Raw genomic sequence first — 14,702 nt, 5'->3', positions numbered from 1 at the left:
AAAAAATCATATGCCTGTATATTATGTCAATAGCTACGACATCGTCAATGAAGAAGAATATGCAAAGTATGGCCCGCCGGTAGTTCAATTATTGCATAAATATGGCGCGGAAGTACTGGCATCAGACCTGCAGGCCATTGCTGTAGAAGGAACGGTGAAGAAGATGACTGCCATTATTAAATTCCCGTCGGAAGCAGCTGCGCTGCAATGTTATCATGACCCGGAATACCAGCCGCTAAAGGCCATCAGGTGGCGTTCTACTGAAAATTGTACGATGACGCTGGTGCATGGATGGGAGTAGTGTGTCAATGCGGATGCCCCGTAATTTCCTGGAACGACCTTTCAAAATCCTGCCCGTAACTTTCCTTGTATTCCTTTGCAAAGCGCTGGTAAACATCTTTGGCGGTACCATGCCTTCCCAGCAGGATCAACGCCTTGCTTTTATGCACCAGAGCTTCTTCATTCAGTGTATCAAAAAAGAAGATGCAGTTGCTGAGCCGCACAATAAGTTCTGCATCTGCACTCATATCAGCATGGTTAATAAAAGATAGTATGGCGTCCGTCACCTGGTTGGAAACGTCTGCTTTGATATGATCCAACCATTCGTACTGGCTTGTTTTAAGGAAGGCTCCCCTGCCCGCTATGCGCAGCAATTCCAGTATCCAGTCGCGGTTAACAGGCGCCTTTGCGCCCACCAGCTGGATATACTGGTGGTAATCCACCCGGATGGAGTTATTCAGTATTTCAAGCCGCCATTTGCCGGCTTCTTTTACTACCTGGTAGTCGCCTACTTTTTCCAGGAGGTTTTTCAGTTTTAAGATGTTAACGGAGTAATTGTTTTTGGCATCTTTCTGTAGTTTATCCGGCCAGAGCGTACTATAGAGTTTTTCGGGAGAAATGCCCTTTCCGTCTTTAAGGGAATAAATGAGCAGTAACAGGAAAAGCTCTTTCAGCAGCGGGGTGAAATGTTGCGTAATATCCTGACCGTTGGCGTCAAATACTTCGAAGGGACCGAAAAGAAATACGGCGGCAATTTCGGGGTTCTCCTCTGGTAAAGGAGCTAGTGGCTCCGGTGCGGGAACAACCGGCGCTACGTTGCTGCTAACAGGAGAAGGTACCATAGCCGGCACGGGGCGCTCCGGGGCTTTTGGAAAAGCGGGTTTCCTGCTCCGGTAATAAAGGAATACGAGGCCCGCTGCAGCAAGCGGCAGCAACAGGTACCACCAGTAAGTCCTGCCGGTTGCCGGAACGGCCGTCCACACGCCTGCCTGGTTTGGCGGGAAAAAGATCGTATGTACTTTCACGTTGGTAACATTCCCTTTGGAATTGTATAACGTTACGGCTACCAGCTTTTTACTAAGCGGACAATAATATAAGTCTGCAAAAGAGGCGATGTCATAAAAGGAATAAGGGATGGAATCTCCCATCAGCTGATATTCCGGGGAGTTTAGGGAACCTTTGATCAGTTGCAGGGTGGTATTGAACTTATCCGTTGGATAAATGAGTGCATAGAAATCAGTGGTCCCCGGTATGGTGATCATGCTGTTGGCGAAGCAGAATTGTCTTTCCGGCTTTTTAAATTCAAAAACCGGGTGGAAGGTCCGGTCCCTGATGCTATAAGCCATCAGGTCGTAGCAATATTGCGGGTTGATCCCCTGATCGCCGGATTTACTGCCGTAGCCACCTATAATATACGCGGTATCCTTTGCCGCATTCATACCGAGTGCGGTGAGATAACGCGGCATGGGACGTTCCCCTCCGTAGAGAACCACTTCCCAGCTTTTACTGGGAAAATGATAGCGTTGCAACAGGTTTTTATACTGCAGTTGCCCGTAGCCACCCAGCACATACAGGGAAGAGTCAGTGGGAGAAAGGAACTTATTGACCTGCCAGAATACGGTCAGGGAATCCGTGGTAAAGTTAACGTCCCACTCCGGTTTGGCAGGATCCAATGTGCTTACCTTTTTTTCATCTGCATAAAAATTATACAACCTGTTATTTACCGGATCAAAAACGGACTGGTTGCCGGGAGGCAGCAGGTGACGGCTACGGGTAAGCCTTTCTCCTTTCAGCTGCATATTGCTGAACGATAATTCATAAATGGAATCAACCGACACTACATAGAGCACTTCCCGCTTACCGTCGAAGGCAATACTGGCAGCGCCTTTGGTGTCAAAGTCCACCGCCTTTTCCCATTTCCGGTGTTTAGGACTGATCCAAACGGGATTGCCCACGCGGGCCACCCTTTTCCCGATCTCATCATGGGCTTCATTGCCCTTCTCTTCTGACAAAGGAAAATAATGCATCGGGTGACCGTTTTCACTGATCCTGATATCCCGGATATTCATGGGCGGGATATCCAACATCTGGAATCCCTCAAAACTATTGGCGCCAAAATAGATATTGCAACAGGTACCGGCGGAAAAGTTGCCTTTGCCCTTACTGATTAGCCGGCCATTCATATAAAAAGAAGCTTCCTGGCGCTCTGTATCAAATTTTATACGAACCTGGCTCCAGTTCCCGAATAATTTAGCAGAGTCGATATCATACCCCCCTATATAGTTTTCCCCGATAACAAAATTCAACCTGGCCAGCCGCTGGTTATATACCAGGTCGATACTCTGATTGGTGGGGGTAATCAGCCGCATGATATACCCGAAATAAGTTTCATGATAAGGCAGAAAGGTAAGATCGAAGGATATTTCCGTGTTATGTTGCAGGCATATGGGGGCAGTGGGGGTTAGATGAAGGGATGTCCGTTTCTCCTGTACCACCTCATGGCTCCGGAACTGCAATCCGTGTGATTGACAATACCCCCCGTGGCCAGCTAACAACACACCGCATATACATAAGATATATCTTAACATTAGATCCATTCTAATAAGGACTACAATAATTTCCTGGCTAATACGCTGGTGGAATTAATGTCGGAATTTTTAATCAACGTGAACAGTTACAATAAACAATTAACCAGCGGACAGCATCTGCCCTGTTTTGCGCCAGCAGGATAAATAATCTTTTACTTTGGTTGATGAGAGATAATCATAGGTAAACTACCTCCAGGATGCTTTCAGCACAGTGTTTTCAGCCACAGATCCTCCTGTCATATTATCCCTGAGGCAATATTATAAAATTAATCCAAAGAATAACCGGTTTTTTAAATATTGAAGATGACCCATTTTTTGTCTTATTTTTTATCGACTACAATATAATGAAAACCAACTAGTTATCATTCTCCCGGAAAATTAATTTTCCAGTTAGTCGGTTCATTAGCCGGTTTATTAGAAGCTCTCCGATTTATTGCAGCAGCTTATTGCAGCAAAACGATTCCACGATTATGAAGCGACTTATATTCCTTTCAGTACACCTGTTTGTGTTGGTTTACTCCTGTGTGCCTGCCATCAGAAAACATCCTTACACTTCAGCTTCGTTTGTGCATATCACCTTGCCTGCCATCATGTAGCATATTCCTGTTTCGCGTATTAACCAAAATCAAGTATTGATATGATGTATTGTACTCATTTTTTTCCACCGTAATCCCGGAAGGATCATCAGGCACCCCTCTCCTGACGACTTTCTGGCGAAAACAAATTTATCCAATGCAATAGTAACGTTATGAAAAGAATCTACTACCTATTCCTTTTAATATGTATCTGTCCGTTAAGTGTGCTGGCCCAGCAAAGGACCATCACCGGCAAAGTAACGGATGCCAAAGATGGCAGCCCCATACCGGGAGTGAGCGTAACGGTGAACGATAATGCTCCTGTCCGTTCCGGCGCTACCACCAATACAGCAGGGATCTACCATATCACCGTAGATGCCCGCGCTACTGAACTGGCCTTTTCGTTTATGGGCATGAAAGGCGCCATCGAAAAGATCAATGCCCGTACTACCATCAACGTTAGTTTGTCGGCCGGCGAAGACCAGCTGGGAGAAGTAGTGGTGGTGGGATATGGCACCAAACGAAAGGAAACCCTTACCGGGGCCGTATCCAATATCACTTCAAGAGAAATACAAACCTCCACCAATGTGAGCCTTGCGCAAAAGATCCAGGGTAAAGTAGCCGGCCTGATGGTCCGCCAGTTAGGCGGCGAGCCGGGTAACTTCGATAACATGATCAATATACGTGGCTTTGGAACGCCGCTATACGTTATAGACGGCATTGTAAGAGATGGCTCCGGCGAATTTCAGCGTATCAACCCGGAAGACGTGGAAAGTATTTCCTTCCTGAAAGATGCCTCCGCCGCCATCTACGGATTCAATGCCGGTAACGGCGTGGTCATTGTAACCACGAAGAAAGGCGCAAAGGGAAAAACCGCTTTCAACTATTCAGGTACGGTGGGTATGATGAAACCTACAGACGTTCCCCGCATGGCCAGTGCCTCCGAGTGGATGCAGATGCGCAACGACGCCGCCGTATTAGGTACCGGCGCACCCTTTGTAACAAAAGAAGAGTTACAAAAATATATCGACGGCGCTCCGGGCTATGGTACTACCGACTGGTACGACGTAACCATGAAGAAAGCCGCTACCCAGCAGCAACATAACCTGTCGGCCACCGGCGGCACCGACAAAACCCAGTACTTTGTAAGCCTGGGATATTTCCAGGAAGGCGGTTTGCTGCGCAGTAACGACCTGAACTACCAACGCTTTAACCTGCGGTCCAACATCACTACGGAGCTCACCAAAAACCTGAAAGCAGAAGTATTGATCGGCGGCCGGTACGATAAAAAAGAAGCGCCGGGAGAAAACTTCTTCAACATCTTTAAAGGTACCCGCGTTACCCTCCCCACGGAACAACCCTATGCCAACGGCAATCCTGAATACCCGGCAGTAGTAACGCCTTCTAATCAGAATCCACTGCTGCTGTCGCAGCGAGGCGCCACCGGCTACAGTGAAACCGTGAACAGGAGTGTGCAAACTTCCCTCGCGCTCACCTACACGTTTCCTTTCCTGCAGGGACTTTCGGTAAAAGGACTGGCCGCCTACGACATGAACAGCTACCAGGGTAAAGATGTATCCAAACCTTATAATCTCTACACGTATGTAAACGACGAATACCTCGTGGCTCCGCAACGTGTAGGCGCCGGCGCTATCAGCAACGGCTATGGTAATGGTAACCGTCTTACGTTACAAACCCAGCTGAATTATTCTACCAGCATTGCCCGCGCCCATAATATCGGCAGCTCTCTTGTATTTGAGCAGCAGCAATCCTGGAGCCGCAATGCGGACCTGAGAAGGCTGTATTCCTTTTATACCACCGACCAGGTCAACGGCGCTTCAGAAGCCGGCATGACCAACTCCGGCCAGGAAGGACAATCGGCCTACCAGTCGCTGCTGGGCCGTTTCAATTACGACTACAAATCCAAATACCTGGTAGAATTTGCCTTCCGTTACATGGGTAACTATGCGTATCCCGCCAGCAGCAGGTGGGGCTTCTTCCCGGTGATCTCCGGCGGCTGGAGAATTTCTGAAGAACCGTTTCTTAAAAACAAGATACCAGCAATCTCCAACCTGAAGTTACGCGCCTCCCATGGTAAAATGGGCGAAGATGCCGGTCAGCCTTTCCAATGGATCCAGGGATTCTCCACCTCTGGCGGCGGACGATATGAATTTGCAAACGGAATTCTTACCAACGGCGCCGCGGCCCCCGGTATCACCAATCCCAACCTCACCTGGGCTACCAACACCACCACCGATCTGGGTATCGATATCGGTTTATGGAACAACAAACTGGGACTGGAAGCGGACGTTTACCGGAAAACAAGGACCGGCCTCCCCGCCCGGAGAAATGTATCATTGCCCAATACTTTTGGCGCAGGACTACCGGAAGAAAACCTGAACAGCGATCGCGTACAAGGCGTGGAATTTACCATCACGCACAACAACCGCATCGGTGAATTCTCTTATAATATCTCTGCTAACTTCAACTTTTACCGTGCACAAAATCTGTATGTAGAAAGAGGCGCTTACCAGAACAGCTACGACAAATGGAGAAATGGTAACGACTACCGGTATAACGATGTGATCTGGGGATACCAGTACCTGGGCCAATTCCAGAATTTAGACGAAATCGCCAACTGGCCCTTGCAGAACGGCGGTCAGGCTAACATCCGCGAGCTGCCCGGTGACTTTAAATACGCTGATCTCAACAATGATGGCGTTGTGGATGATAAAGATATGACGCCCTCTTTCATCGGCGCCGTTGGTAACAACGACAATCAAAACCCGAGTGGCAAAAATCCGAAAATAAACTATGGCCTTTCTATCGGCGCCGCCTACAAAGGCTTCGACCTGAACCTGCTGCTGCAGGGCTCTGCCATGTATACCGTTCGTTTCAGCGAAGTGTATGCAGAAATGCTGGCGTTCCGTGGTAACACCCCCGCCTACTTCTTCGACAGATGGCATAAGGCAGATCCCTATGATCCAAACAGCGAATGGGTGCCCGGCAAATGGCCAGCCTCCCGCTTCAACGGCGACGTAGGTAAAATGTATGCAGAAAGCTCCGTATGGAGAAAAGACGCCTCCTATGTCAGGTTAAAAAGCCTGGAACTGGGATACACCTTTGGTCCCAGCCTGCTCCGTGGAAGCGGCATCCAGAAGATCAGAATCTATGCCAACGGCTTCAACCTCTTCACGATTGCAGATCCATTCGTAAAAGCGTTTGATCCTGAAAGACTGGAAGGCCTCTTCAACGCCGGCTTCAACTATCCCCTCACGAAGAATTACAATTTCGGGATCAACGTCAACTTCTAAAAGCACGCAACATGACTACCAATAAATTCTCTTTTATTATACTGTTGACAGGCATCCTCTTTTCCGGCTGTAATAAAGTACTGGATCTGAAGCCTACCGACAAAATACAGGCAGAAGCCCTGTTTGGCGACCCGGAAGGGGTGAAAATTTATATGGCTAATCTCTATTACCAGTTACCGGTGGAAGACTTTACCTACTTCCGGAACGGGTTCAACTGGAACAGCGGAGATCCCAACAACGGTGGGTTCGCTCCTGCCATGGCTACAGATGAAGCCGTGCATACCGAATTTGGCGACTTCGTGGGCGACGGTGATTTTAATTGCTGGGAAAGCGCTTATAAGCTGATCCGCGATGTAAACCTCCTGATAGATGCCATTCCAACTTTAAAGATCCGTGAAGAAGAACGTGCGGCTTTAATTGGCGAAAGCGCCTTTATTAAAGCATACGCTTATTTCGCGCTGGCAAAGAGATATGGCGGCGTATCGCTCATTAAAGCATCCCAGCAATATACCGGTGACGCAGAAAGCCTGAAAGTGCCCAGGAGCACCGAACAGCAAACATGGGATTATACCTTGGAATTGTGCGATCAGGCGATCAGTAACCTCGGAGATGGGGTGAGTAGAAGAGCTTCGAAATGGACGGCTTATGCGCTGAAGTCAAGAGTTGCGTTACATGCCGCTTCGCTTGCAAAATTCGGCAGCCTGGCGCCTATGTCCGGACAGGCAGTGAATGAAAAGCTGATAGGACTGGAAGCCTCCCTCGCCAATGGTTATTATGAAGCTTGTAAAAGCGCTTCCCTGGCTATTATGAATGCCAACAAATTTGAACTGTATGCGGCCAGCCCGGCAAACCGGGAAGCAGCAGCAGAAAATTACCGGCTCCTGTTCCAGGACCCTGGAAATAAGGAAGTCATCTTTGCAAAAGGATATACACTTCCCGGTGCATTCCTGGGTCATAACTACGACATCTGGTACCAGCCTGCCCAGGTGGCCAATGGCTGGCCGCACCCCGGCAGGATGAACCCTACACTGGATCTCGTGGACACTTACGAAAGCTACGATAATCCCGGTCATTCATCGCCCGTTGTTACCTCTACAGATGCAAATGTGACAGATTATAACGGCTATAATCCTTCCAGAACGTATATCCAGTTCGATTCTCCCAACGACATCTTTAAAAATAAAGATGCCCGCCTCTGGGGAACCGCTATATTACCCTCCACGCTCTGGAAAAATATCCCGATCATCATACAGGCGGGTTACGTAAAACCGGATGGCACCGCAGTGATCCGCACCAATGATCACATCACCATCAATGGCACTACCTATTATACATACGGCGCCGCCAGCACCAGCCTGTATTCCGGCTTTGATACCTACGGAGGTAATAACACGCGCACCGGCTTCTCTTTCAAAAAATTCATGAATCAGAATGCACCCATTATACCGGGATGGAACCAGAGTACCACCGATTTTATTGACTTCAGGTACGCAGAAATATTACTCAACTATGCGGAAGCTGTTGTGGAAAGCGGAACGGGTGATGCGGCCATCGCCGTAAAGGCGCTGAACGATATCCGTAAAAGGGCCGGTCATACTACCGATATCCCCTTAACCGCCGCTAACGTACAGCGGGAAAGAAAAGTAGAGCTGGCATTTGAAAACAAGCGCTTCTGGGACCTGATCCGCAGAAGAGAGTATCATACTGAATTCAATAACCGGATGCTGCACTCGCTGTTACCATTACGGGACCTCCGCGCATTACCGGCCACGAAATACATCTTCGTCCGCGTAAACGTGCCCAATACCAATACCAAAACTTTCCAGCCTAAATCCTATTACAGACCTATTCCGGGTATCGGTTCAAATGGCTTGATCCAAAACCCGCAGTATTAATGTGTGATTCTAAAAAAATGATTATGAATAAGCTAAGATATTTTTTCTTCATCGCCGCGCTGGCACTGGGAATAATGTCCTGTGAAAAGGATAATTACGATGGCCCCACCGCAGGATTATCCGGCAGCTTCCGGGACGTTAAAAGCGGTGAACTGATAGAACAGGACATCATCCTGGGCACTACCATTGAAATTATTGAACATGGTTATGCTTCCCGCACACCGCAACCGCTGATTGTAAAAACCGACGGCACCTACGCCAACACCATGCTCTTTGCCAATACCTATACCGTTACACCGGTGAGGGGTAACTTTATCCCCGTGGATTCGCAGGTGGTAAACATCAACGGCCAGGTGACCCTTGATTTTGCGGTAACGCCCTACATCCGTGTGAAGGATGTAAATATTGTAAAAAACGGCACCAAGGTAACCGCCACCTTTAAGCTGGAACAGAATGTGATCAACAACGTAAAGAAAATCGGGCTATATGCACATTCGGATGCAAGGGTCGGGGAACCGATGCGCCTGGTGGCCTCCGAAATACAGTTAAATGCAGTAAGCGATCCGGCACAGGTATATACACTGGAGATTGACCTGGCTGCCAACAGTTCTATACTAAAACCCGGCAACAAATACTATTTCCGGGTAGGTGCGCTTATTGATGCCGGTGAAGCGAAACCTAATTACCGCCCGGCAGTTCGACTGGATATTTAACCCACAGTAACGACTGATGAAGTTCCGCCTCCCTGCGGGACTTCATCAATCGTTGTTCTCAAAAATAAATATTATGAAAAAACTAAGTTGGCTCTTTTGTGTATTGGCGCTTTACATGGCTTGCGGTTGTTCCAAAAAAGAAAAAAAAGTTGACACCCCGCCTCCAGGTCCTCCATCAGATACGGAAAATGTAGTGTATGACGAAACCGGTTGTTTGTACAAGAGTTACAAGAACCTGGTGATGGCTGGCTACCAGGGCTGGTTTGCAGCCGCAGGCGATGCGTCTGACCGCGGATGGTATCATTATCAGAATGGCAGCTGTGGCGGCTTTTTGCCAGGTTGTTCTGCAATTGATTTCTGGCCGGACATGGGCGAATATGTGAAAAAATATAAATCCCCTTTCAGCTTCGCCGATGGCACCGACGCATATTTGTACAGTCCCTACGATGAAGAAAGCGTGGACCTTCACTTTAAATGGATGAAAGATTACGGCATCGACGGCGTTTTCATGCAACGTTTTGTGGTGGAGATCAAAAACTCCAACCCGAAAGGGAAACGGCATTTCAATAAAGTGCTGGAAAATGCACTGAAAGCGGCCAATAAGTACCAGCGCGCTATCTGCGTGATGTATGACCTCAGCGGCTGCACCAGTGAAGATGTGGCGTATATTGAGCAGGACTGGAATGAACTGCAAACGTTATTTTCCCTCTTCGACAATAAAAAGCACCCTTCCTATGTAAGGCACAACGGCAAACCGTTGTTATCCATCTGGGGCGTGGGATTCAATGATAACAGGAAGTATACCATTGCCAATGTAGATCAACTGGTAACAAAGCTCAAAGGAAAAGGCAACAAGGTATCCATTATGCTGGGTGTGCCTTATTACTGGCGCTCGCTGAAAAATGATACAGAAAATTCTTCCCTGCTGCATTCCCTCATCAAACGTTCCGATATTATTATGCCCTGGGCCGTAGGCCGGTACGACAACAACAGCTACAACAACGTGGCCGGCGCGGAGCTGGCGGCTGATATCCAGTGGTGTAACACGAATAAAGTAGATTATGTGCCGCTGGTGTTTCCGGGCTTCAGCTGGGGTAATTTAAAGAACGACGTGGCAGCCTACAATTCCATTCCGCGGCTGAAAGGCGACTTCTTATGGAAGCAGGTGGCAGGCGCACGGATATCCGGGGCGCAGTCGTTATACGTAGCTATGTTTGACGAAGTAGATGAAGGCACCGCTATTTACAAGTGTGCCAGGGAAGGCGAACTGCCACTACATGGCGATAAAAAGTTCGTCGGTATTGAAAAAGATCTGTCGTCCGACTATTATTTATGGCTTACCGGTCAGGCTGGTCGCTGGTTTCATGGTGAAAGCGGCTTCAGTGCCACCAAGCCGGCCAGATAAAACAGTTCATTTCTGTTAAATCATAAAAGCGCCTTGCAGGTAAACCTGCGAGGCGCTTCCGGTACAACACCTTATCTGCTAAGGCTGTTTCTTCATCGCATATTTCAGATATACGTCACCGTTAGAAGTGGAATTAACCACATACCACTTTTTGTTGTCACTGAGCAAAAGCTCGTATGTAACGCCGCTTTTGTTGGTAAGCTCTGTAACCCCTTCTATATGCTTATTATGATACTCTTTCTTTACCGTCAGCAGCACGCTCAGCGGCAATTCACTCTCCTGGCAGTACCTTAAAGCATAAACCAGTGCGCCTGCTTTATCATACCATATCCTGCATTGCGTATCGTTTCTGGTGAAGGAAACAATATAATACTCGCTATCTTCCATCCACGAGGTGGATTTCGCATCCGGGAATGTTTGACTGAACACCCGGAGTACCGTATCATTGGGCGCTGCCATTGCATGGGATAACCACAGTGTAGCGGTTATCATGATGAGGAGTATTTTACTTATACCGCGAAAATTCCGTTTCATAATTTTAAAGTTTAAAGGTGATTTTGTGTTTCACGATGTAAAATTAGGATAGCCCTAAACTTTAAAATTGTACAAAACGGAACAAACGCTTACAAAGACCAAACTGCCAGTTCGTACCCGTCAGGATCCGTGAAATGGAACCGTTTGCCGCCGGGGAAGCTGAAGATGTCTTTTACAATGGTCCCTCCTGCTGCTACAATCTTTTGCTGGGTTGCTTCAATATTGTTTGAATAAAGGATAACCAACACAGTTCCTTTCACCGGTTTACCGGTGGTGAATCCTCCATCTACATACTCCCCTTCAAATGCCGTATAGTCGGGACCGTAGTCAGTGAACTTCCAGCCAAAACTCTTGGTATAAAATGCTTTGGCGCGGCTGATGTCTTTTGACAGGAATTCGAGATACTGTACCTGCTCGTGTTTTAATTTGCTTTCAGAATGTGTGTCTGCCATAGATCTTATGCTTTTTGTAAAGATAAGAAACGACCGTTTTTACCTGTTTGTAAAAAAACGACAACGTTACACATGAATTTCAACTTCGCCTAGTTATCAATAATAAAAGTACCGGCTTCGGCCAGGCCGGGTTGAGGCTGACTGTCGAGCCCTGATACCGGCACCAGTTTAAAATACCTGAAATGCTTTCTGGCGGGAAGATTAAAATACTGTTTATTAGGATGGAGATTAAGCAGTTCAGCGGTACCCAAATTTTCCCAGTTCTGATTATCATTGCCCGCGAGTATCTGCAGCTCTTTTATTTTCCGGTCGCCACTCTTCTGGATAAAAACAAACCCATCTACTGCAAGCGTATCGCCCATGTCTACCGCAATCCAATGGTCAGGGTAGCTGGTGGCGGGTGCGGAATAGCGGGCTATCCAAACTGTAGACGAGTCATCGTCTATTATTCGTATAGCCAACCTGCTGTTGTTAAGCTCCTCCGAGCTGAATCCGGCAATTGACCAATTCTCTTTGGTATACATCTTCCGTACCGGTTCACCGGAAGGCTTCTGCACAAACGAGCCGATTTTAACCGGTACCCCGAAATCAGGCGTGCCATCTGCCTTCCATGTAAAGCGCTGTATACGGGCATTCCGGGCTCCCCCACCAGCCGCACTGCGCGCATGGTAGATGAGCCAGTCTTCCGTACCGTCGGGTGATTTAAAAAAACCATTATGACCGGGACCAAAAGCACCACTATCTGCGTTCATTGAGAAAACGGGAGTTGATGTTTTCACCCAATCCGCCGGGTTCATGGGATCGCCGTTCTGGTTAAGACTAAGTAATCCGAGGCAATAGGTATCCACCCAATAGCCGCTGCCCGAATACACAATGAACAGGCGCCCGTCCGGGTTGACGATCACCTGCGGCCCCTCGTTAATGGCATTGCCATTCATTTCCCAGGAATAGGTGGGGCTGGAGATGGCCACTTTCGCGCCCGTGATGGTCCAGGGATTGCTCATGCGGGCGATGTAGATACGCTGCGGAGCAGCGCCCGCATTGCCACCGGACCATAACATATACATCTGTCCGTTATGCTTAAAAACAGTTCCGTCTATTGCCCATTGATCGGATGAATCGGCAACCTTTCCCTTCAATGCCCAGGATCCCTGCGTTGGATCGGCAGAGCTGTTTTCCACCACGTACATACGGTGATTGGCATTTGTGCCGTTGTCGGCGGCAAAATAGATGTACCATTTATTATCAATTTCATGAAGCTCCGGCGCCCAGATGTTTTTGGAGTACGGCATGCCCTGTGGAGGAATCCATGCATCATGCGGAGTTGCCAAAGCCAGTTCGGTCATGGCGCTTGTTTTGTAAAGCACCAGTTTACTCCCCTGTGTATACATGAAATAATACATCCCGTTCTTTTGGGTTACCCAGGGATCAGCCCCACGTGGTATCAGCGGATTGGTGAAGGTGTTCTCAATAGTAAAATTTGCATCATTTACTTCATTAGCCCCGATAGCCATGGCATGATGGCCCACCAGCTTTTCGGGATTATTTTTTTTACACGCGGAACAAAGTGCAAGGCATAACCAGGCAAACAAATAGGGTGCTTTTTTTTTCATGGACGAAGCGGATTAACGGTTAACGCGGAAAAATAGAATACGCTATTCTAATATACTAAATTATCCGTACAGTTATCGTCACTTTGAACTACTGCATTAATGCGGCACCGGCCCGCTTCAGGGTAAGCACCGTTATTTCAGGCCATATGCCAATTCTGCCTTTTAACCCGTGAAAACCAAAGCCCCTGTTTACATAAAGATATTTACCCGCCTGCTTATAAAGACCGGCCCATTGCTTGTAGAAATATTTTATCGGGCTCCATTTGAAACCAAACAGTTCAATGCCAAACTGCATACCGTGTGTATGCCCCGCCAGGGTAAGATGTACATGTTGTTCATGATCCACCGTTACTTCGTCCCAATGGGACGGGTCATGGGACATCAGAATTTTAAACGCGTTATCATGTACCCTGGCGGTCGCTTTTTTCAGATCGCCATATTGATGAAAACCGCCTTTCCCCCAGTTCTCCACCCCGATGAGGGCAACATGCTCTCCCTGCTTGTTTATTTCCACCGCTTCATTAAGCAATAATTTAAAGCCGGTTTCCGCATGAATTTCCTTTAGGCGTTTAAGGTTGGCTTCCTTAGCCGCATTACTGTCCCACCTGATATAATCGCCGTAGTCGTGGTTACCCAATACGGAATACTTCCCATAAGGCGCCTTCAGTTTCGTAAACATAGGAATCCATCGATCCATTTCCGACGCCATGTTGTTGACAAGATCTCCCGTAAACACCAGCAGATCGCTGTTCTGGGAGTTTACAAGGTCAAGGCCCTTTTGTACGCCTTTAGCATCGCTGAAGCTTCCGGAATGCAAGTCCGATATTTGTGTGATGGTAAAACCGTCAAATGCCTCGGGGAGGTCCGGGAAATAGATCGTTTCCTTTCTTATCTTGTAAAAGTGCTTACCACGGGTAACACCAAAAACGATGATAAGAAAAATCAGGCCCGCCAGCGCAAGCGCCGCCTCGCTAATGTAAAAGCTTCTAGGCGGAAAGCCCCGGAACAAACGGAGGATATCTTCTGCCAGCAGAATAGGTGAAGAGAATAATTTTGGAATGAAAATCAGCAGCATGGCAGTCATTAGCCCGGAAAGCAGACGCTGCACCTTCCTTCGCGCCCTGAGCATAGATATCGCCGATATAATCCCGGCCATCAGTAAAATATCAATCAACCAGTAGCTCAGGTGGATAACCGGATTCGGCGTAAGTGTAATAACAGCCTGGTAGAAATAAGTATCGCCTATCAGGAAAAGTAATAATATCAGGAAAAGTCTTCTGGCCATATAGATAAAAACATGTGTAAATTAGTAGACGAACAACTAGCAGGAATAT

Annotated in this window: 11 protein-coding genes; 6 read left to right on the top strand and 5 right to left on the bottom strand. The window is 47.8% G+C overall.

Annotation, left to right across the window (positions count from 1 at the left end; all coding sequences use genetic code 11):
- Window positions 1–10: 10 nt before the first annotated feature.
- Window positions 11–301, top strand: a complete 291-nt coding sequence (locus AB6805_RS15180) for a DUF1330 domain-containing protein (RefSeq protein WP_370910274.1) — start codon at window positions 11–13, stop codon at window positions 299–301.
- Between the two features lie 4 nt (window positions 302–305).
- On the opposite strand, the gene AB6805_RS15175 is transcribed toward AB6805_RS15180, so the two are convergent.
- Window positions 306–2,795, bottom strand: a complete 2,490-nt coding sequence (locus AB6805_RS15175; RefSeq protein ID WP_370910273.1) for a hypothetical protein — start codon at window positions 2,793–2,795, stop codon at window positions 306–308.
- Between the two features lie 542 nt (window positions 2,796–3,337).
- On the opposite strand from AB6805_RS15175, the gene AB6805_RS15170 reads away from it, so the two are divergent.
- The 5 genes from AB6805_RS15170 to AB6805_RS15150 all read left to right on the top strand — a co-directional run bounded on the left by AB6805_RS15170 (window position 3,338) and on the right by AB6805_RS15150 (window position 10,769).
- Window positions 3,338–3,463: a hypothetical protein gene (locus AB6805_RS15170; RefSeq protein WP_370910272.1), complete on the top strand. Its 126-nt coding sequence runs from the start codon at window positions 3,338–3,340 to the stop codon at window positions 3,461–3,463.
- Window positions 3,464–3,615: 152 nt separating this feature from the next.
- Entirely contained in the window at window positions 3,616–6,756 is a 3,141-nt protein-coding gene (locus AB6805_RS15165; RefSeq protein ID WP_370910271.1) for a SusC/RagA family TonB-linked outer membrane protein, read from the top strand.
- An 11-nt stretch (window positions 6,757–6,767) separates the two neighbouring features.
- On the top strand, window positions 6,768–8,651 hold the full coding sequence (locus AB6805_RS15160) for a RagB/SusD family nutrient uptake outer membrane protein (protein ID WP_370910270.1): 1,884 nt from the start codon (window positions 6,768–6,770) through the stop codon (window positions 8,649–8,651).
- A 23-nt stretch (window positions 8,652–8,674) separates the two neighbouring features.
- Window positions 8,675–9,364: a DUF3823 domain-containing protein gene (locus AB6805_RS15155; protein ID WP_370910269.1), complete on the top strand. Its 690-nt coding sequence runs from the start codon at window positions 8,675–8,677 to the stop codon at window positions 9,362–9,364.
- 73 nt (window positions 9,365–9,437) lie between these two features.
- On the top strand, window positions 9,438–10,769 hold the full coding sequence (locus tag AB6805_RS15150) for a glycoside hydrolase family 71/99-like protein (RefSeq protein WP_370910268.1): 1,332 nt from the start codon (window positions 9,438–9,440) through the stop codon (window positions 10,767–10,769).
- Window positions 10,770–10,847: 78 nt separating this feature from the next.
- Here the strand turns inward: AB6805_RS15150 and AB6805_RS15145 are convergent, their stop codons facing one another.
- The 4 genes from AB6805_RS15145 to AB6805_RS15130 all read right to left on the bottom strand — a co-directional run bounded on the left by AB6805_RS15145 (window position 10,848) and on the right by AB6805_RS15130 (window position 14,653).
- On the bottom strand, window positions 10,848–11,303 hold the full coding sequence (locus AB6805_RS15145) for a hypothetical protein (RefSeq protein WP_370910267.1): 456 nt from the start codon (window positions 11,301–11,303) through the stop codon (window positions 10,848–10,850).
- A gap of 89 nt (window positions 11,304–11,392) precedes the next feature.
- Window positions 11,393–11,755 carry a VOC family protein gene (locus tag AB6805_RS15140; protein ID WP_370910266.1) on the bottom strand — a complete coding sequence of 121 codons (363 nt, stop codon included), beginning with the start codon at window positions 11,753–11,755 and terminating at the stop codon, window positions 11,393–11,395.
- Window positions 11,756–11,844: 89 nt separating this feature from the next.
- Entirely contained in the window at window positions 11,845–13,368 is a 1,524-nt protein-coding gene (locus tag AB6805_RS15135) for a family 43 glycosylhydrolase (protein WP_370910265.1), read from the bottom strand.
- Window positions 13,369–13,456: 88 nt separating this feature from the next.
- A complete protein-coding gene (locus AB6805_RS15130; protein ID WP_370910264.1) occupies window positions 13,457–14,653 on the bottom strand; it encodes a metallophosphoesterase in 1,197 nt (398 codons plus the stop codon).
- Window positions 14,654–14,702: the final 49 nt, after the last annotated feature.

This window comes from Chitinophaga sp. RCC_12 (genome assembly GCF_041360695.1).
In the GTDB taxonomy this organism is placed as follows: domain Bacteria; phylum Bacteroidota; class Bacteroidia; order Chitinophagales; family Chitinophagaceae; genus Chitinophaga.
The sequence above is the reverse complement of the archived record's forward strand: the minus strand, read 5'-3'. Positions and strand labels throughout refer to the sequence as shown.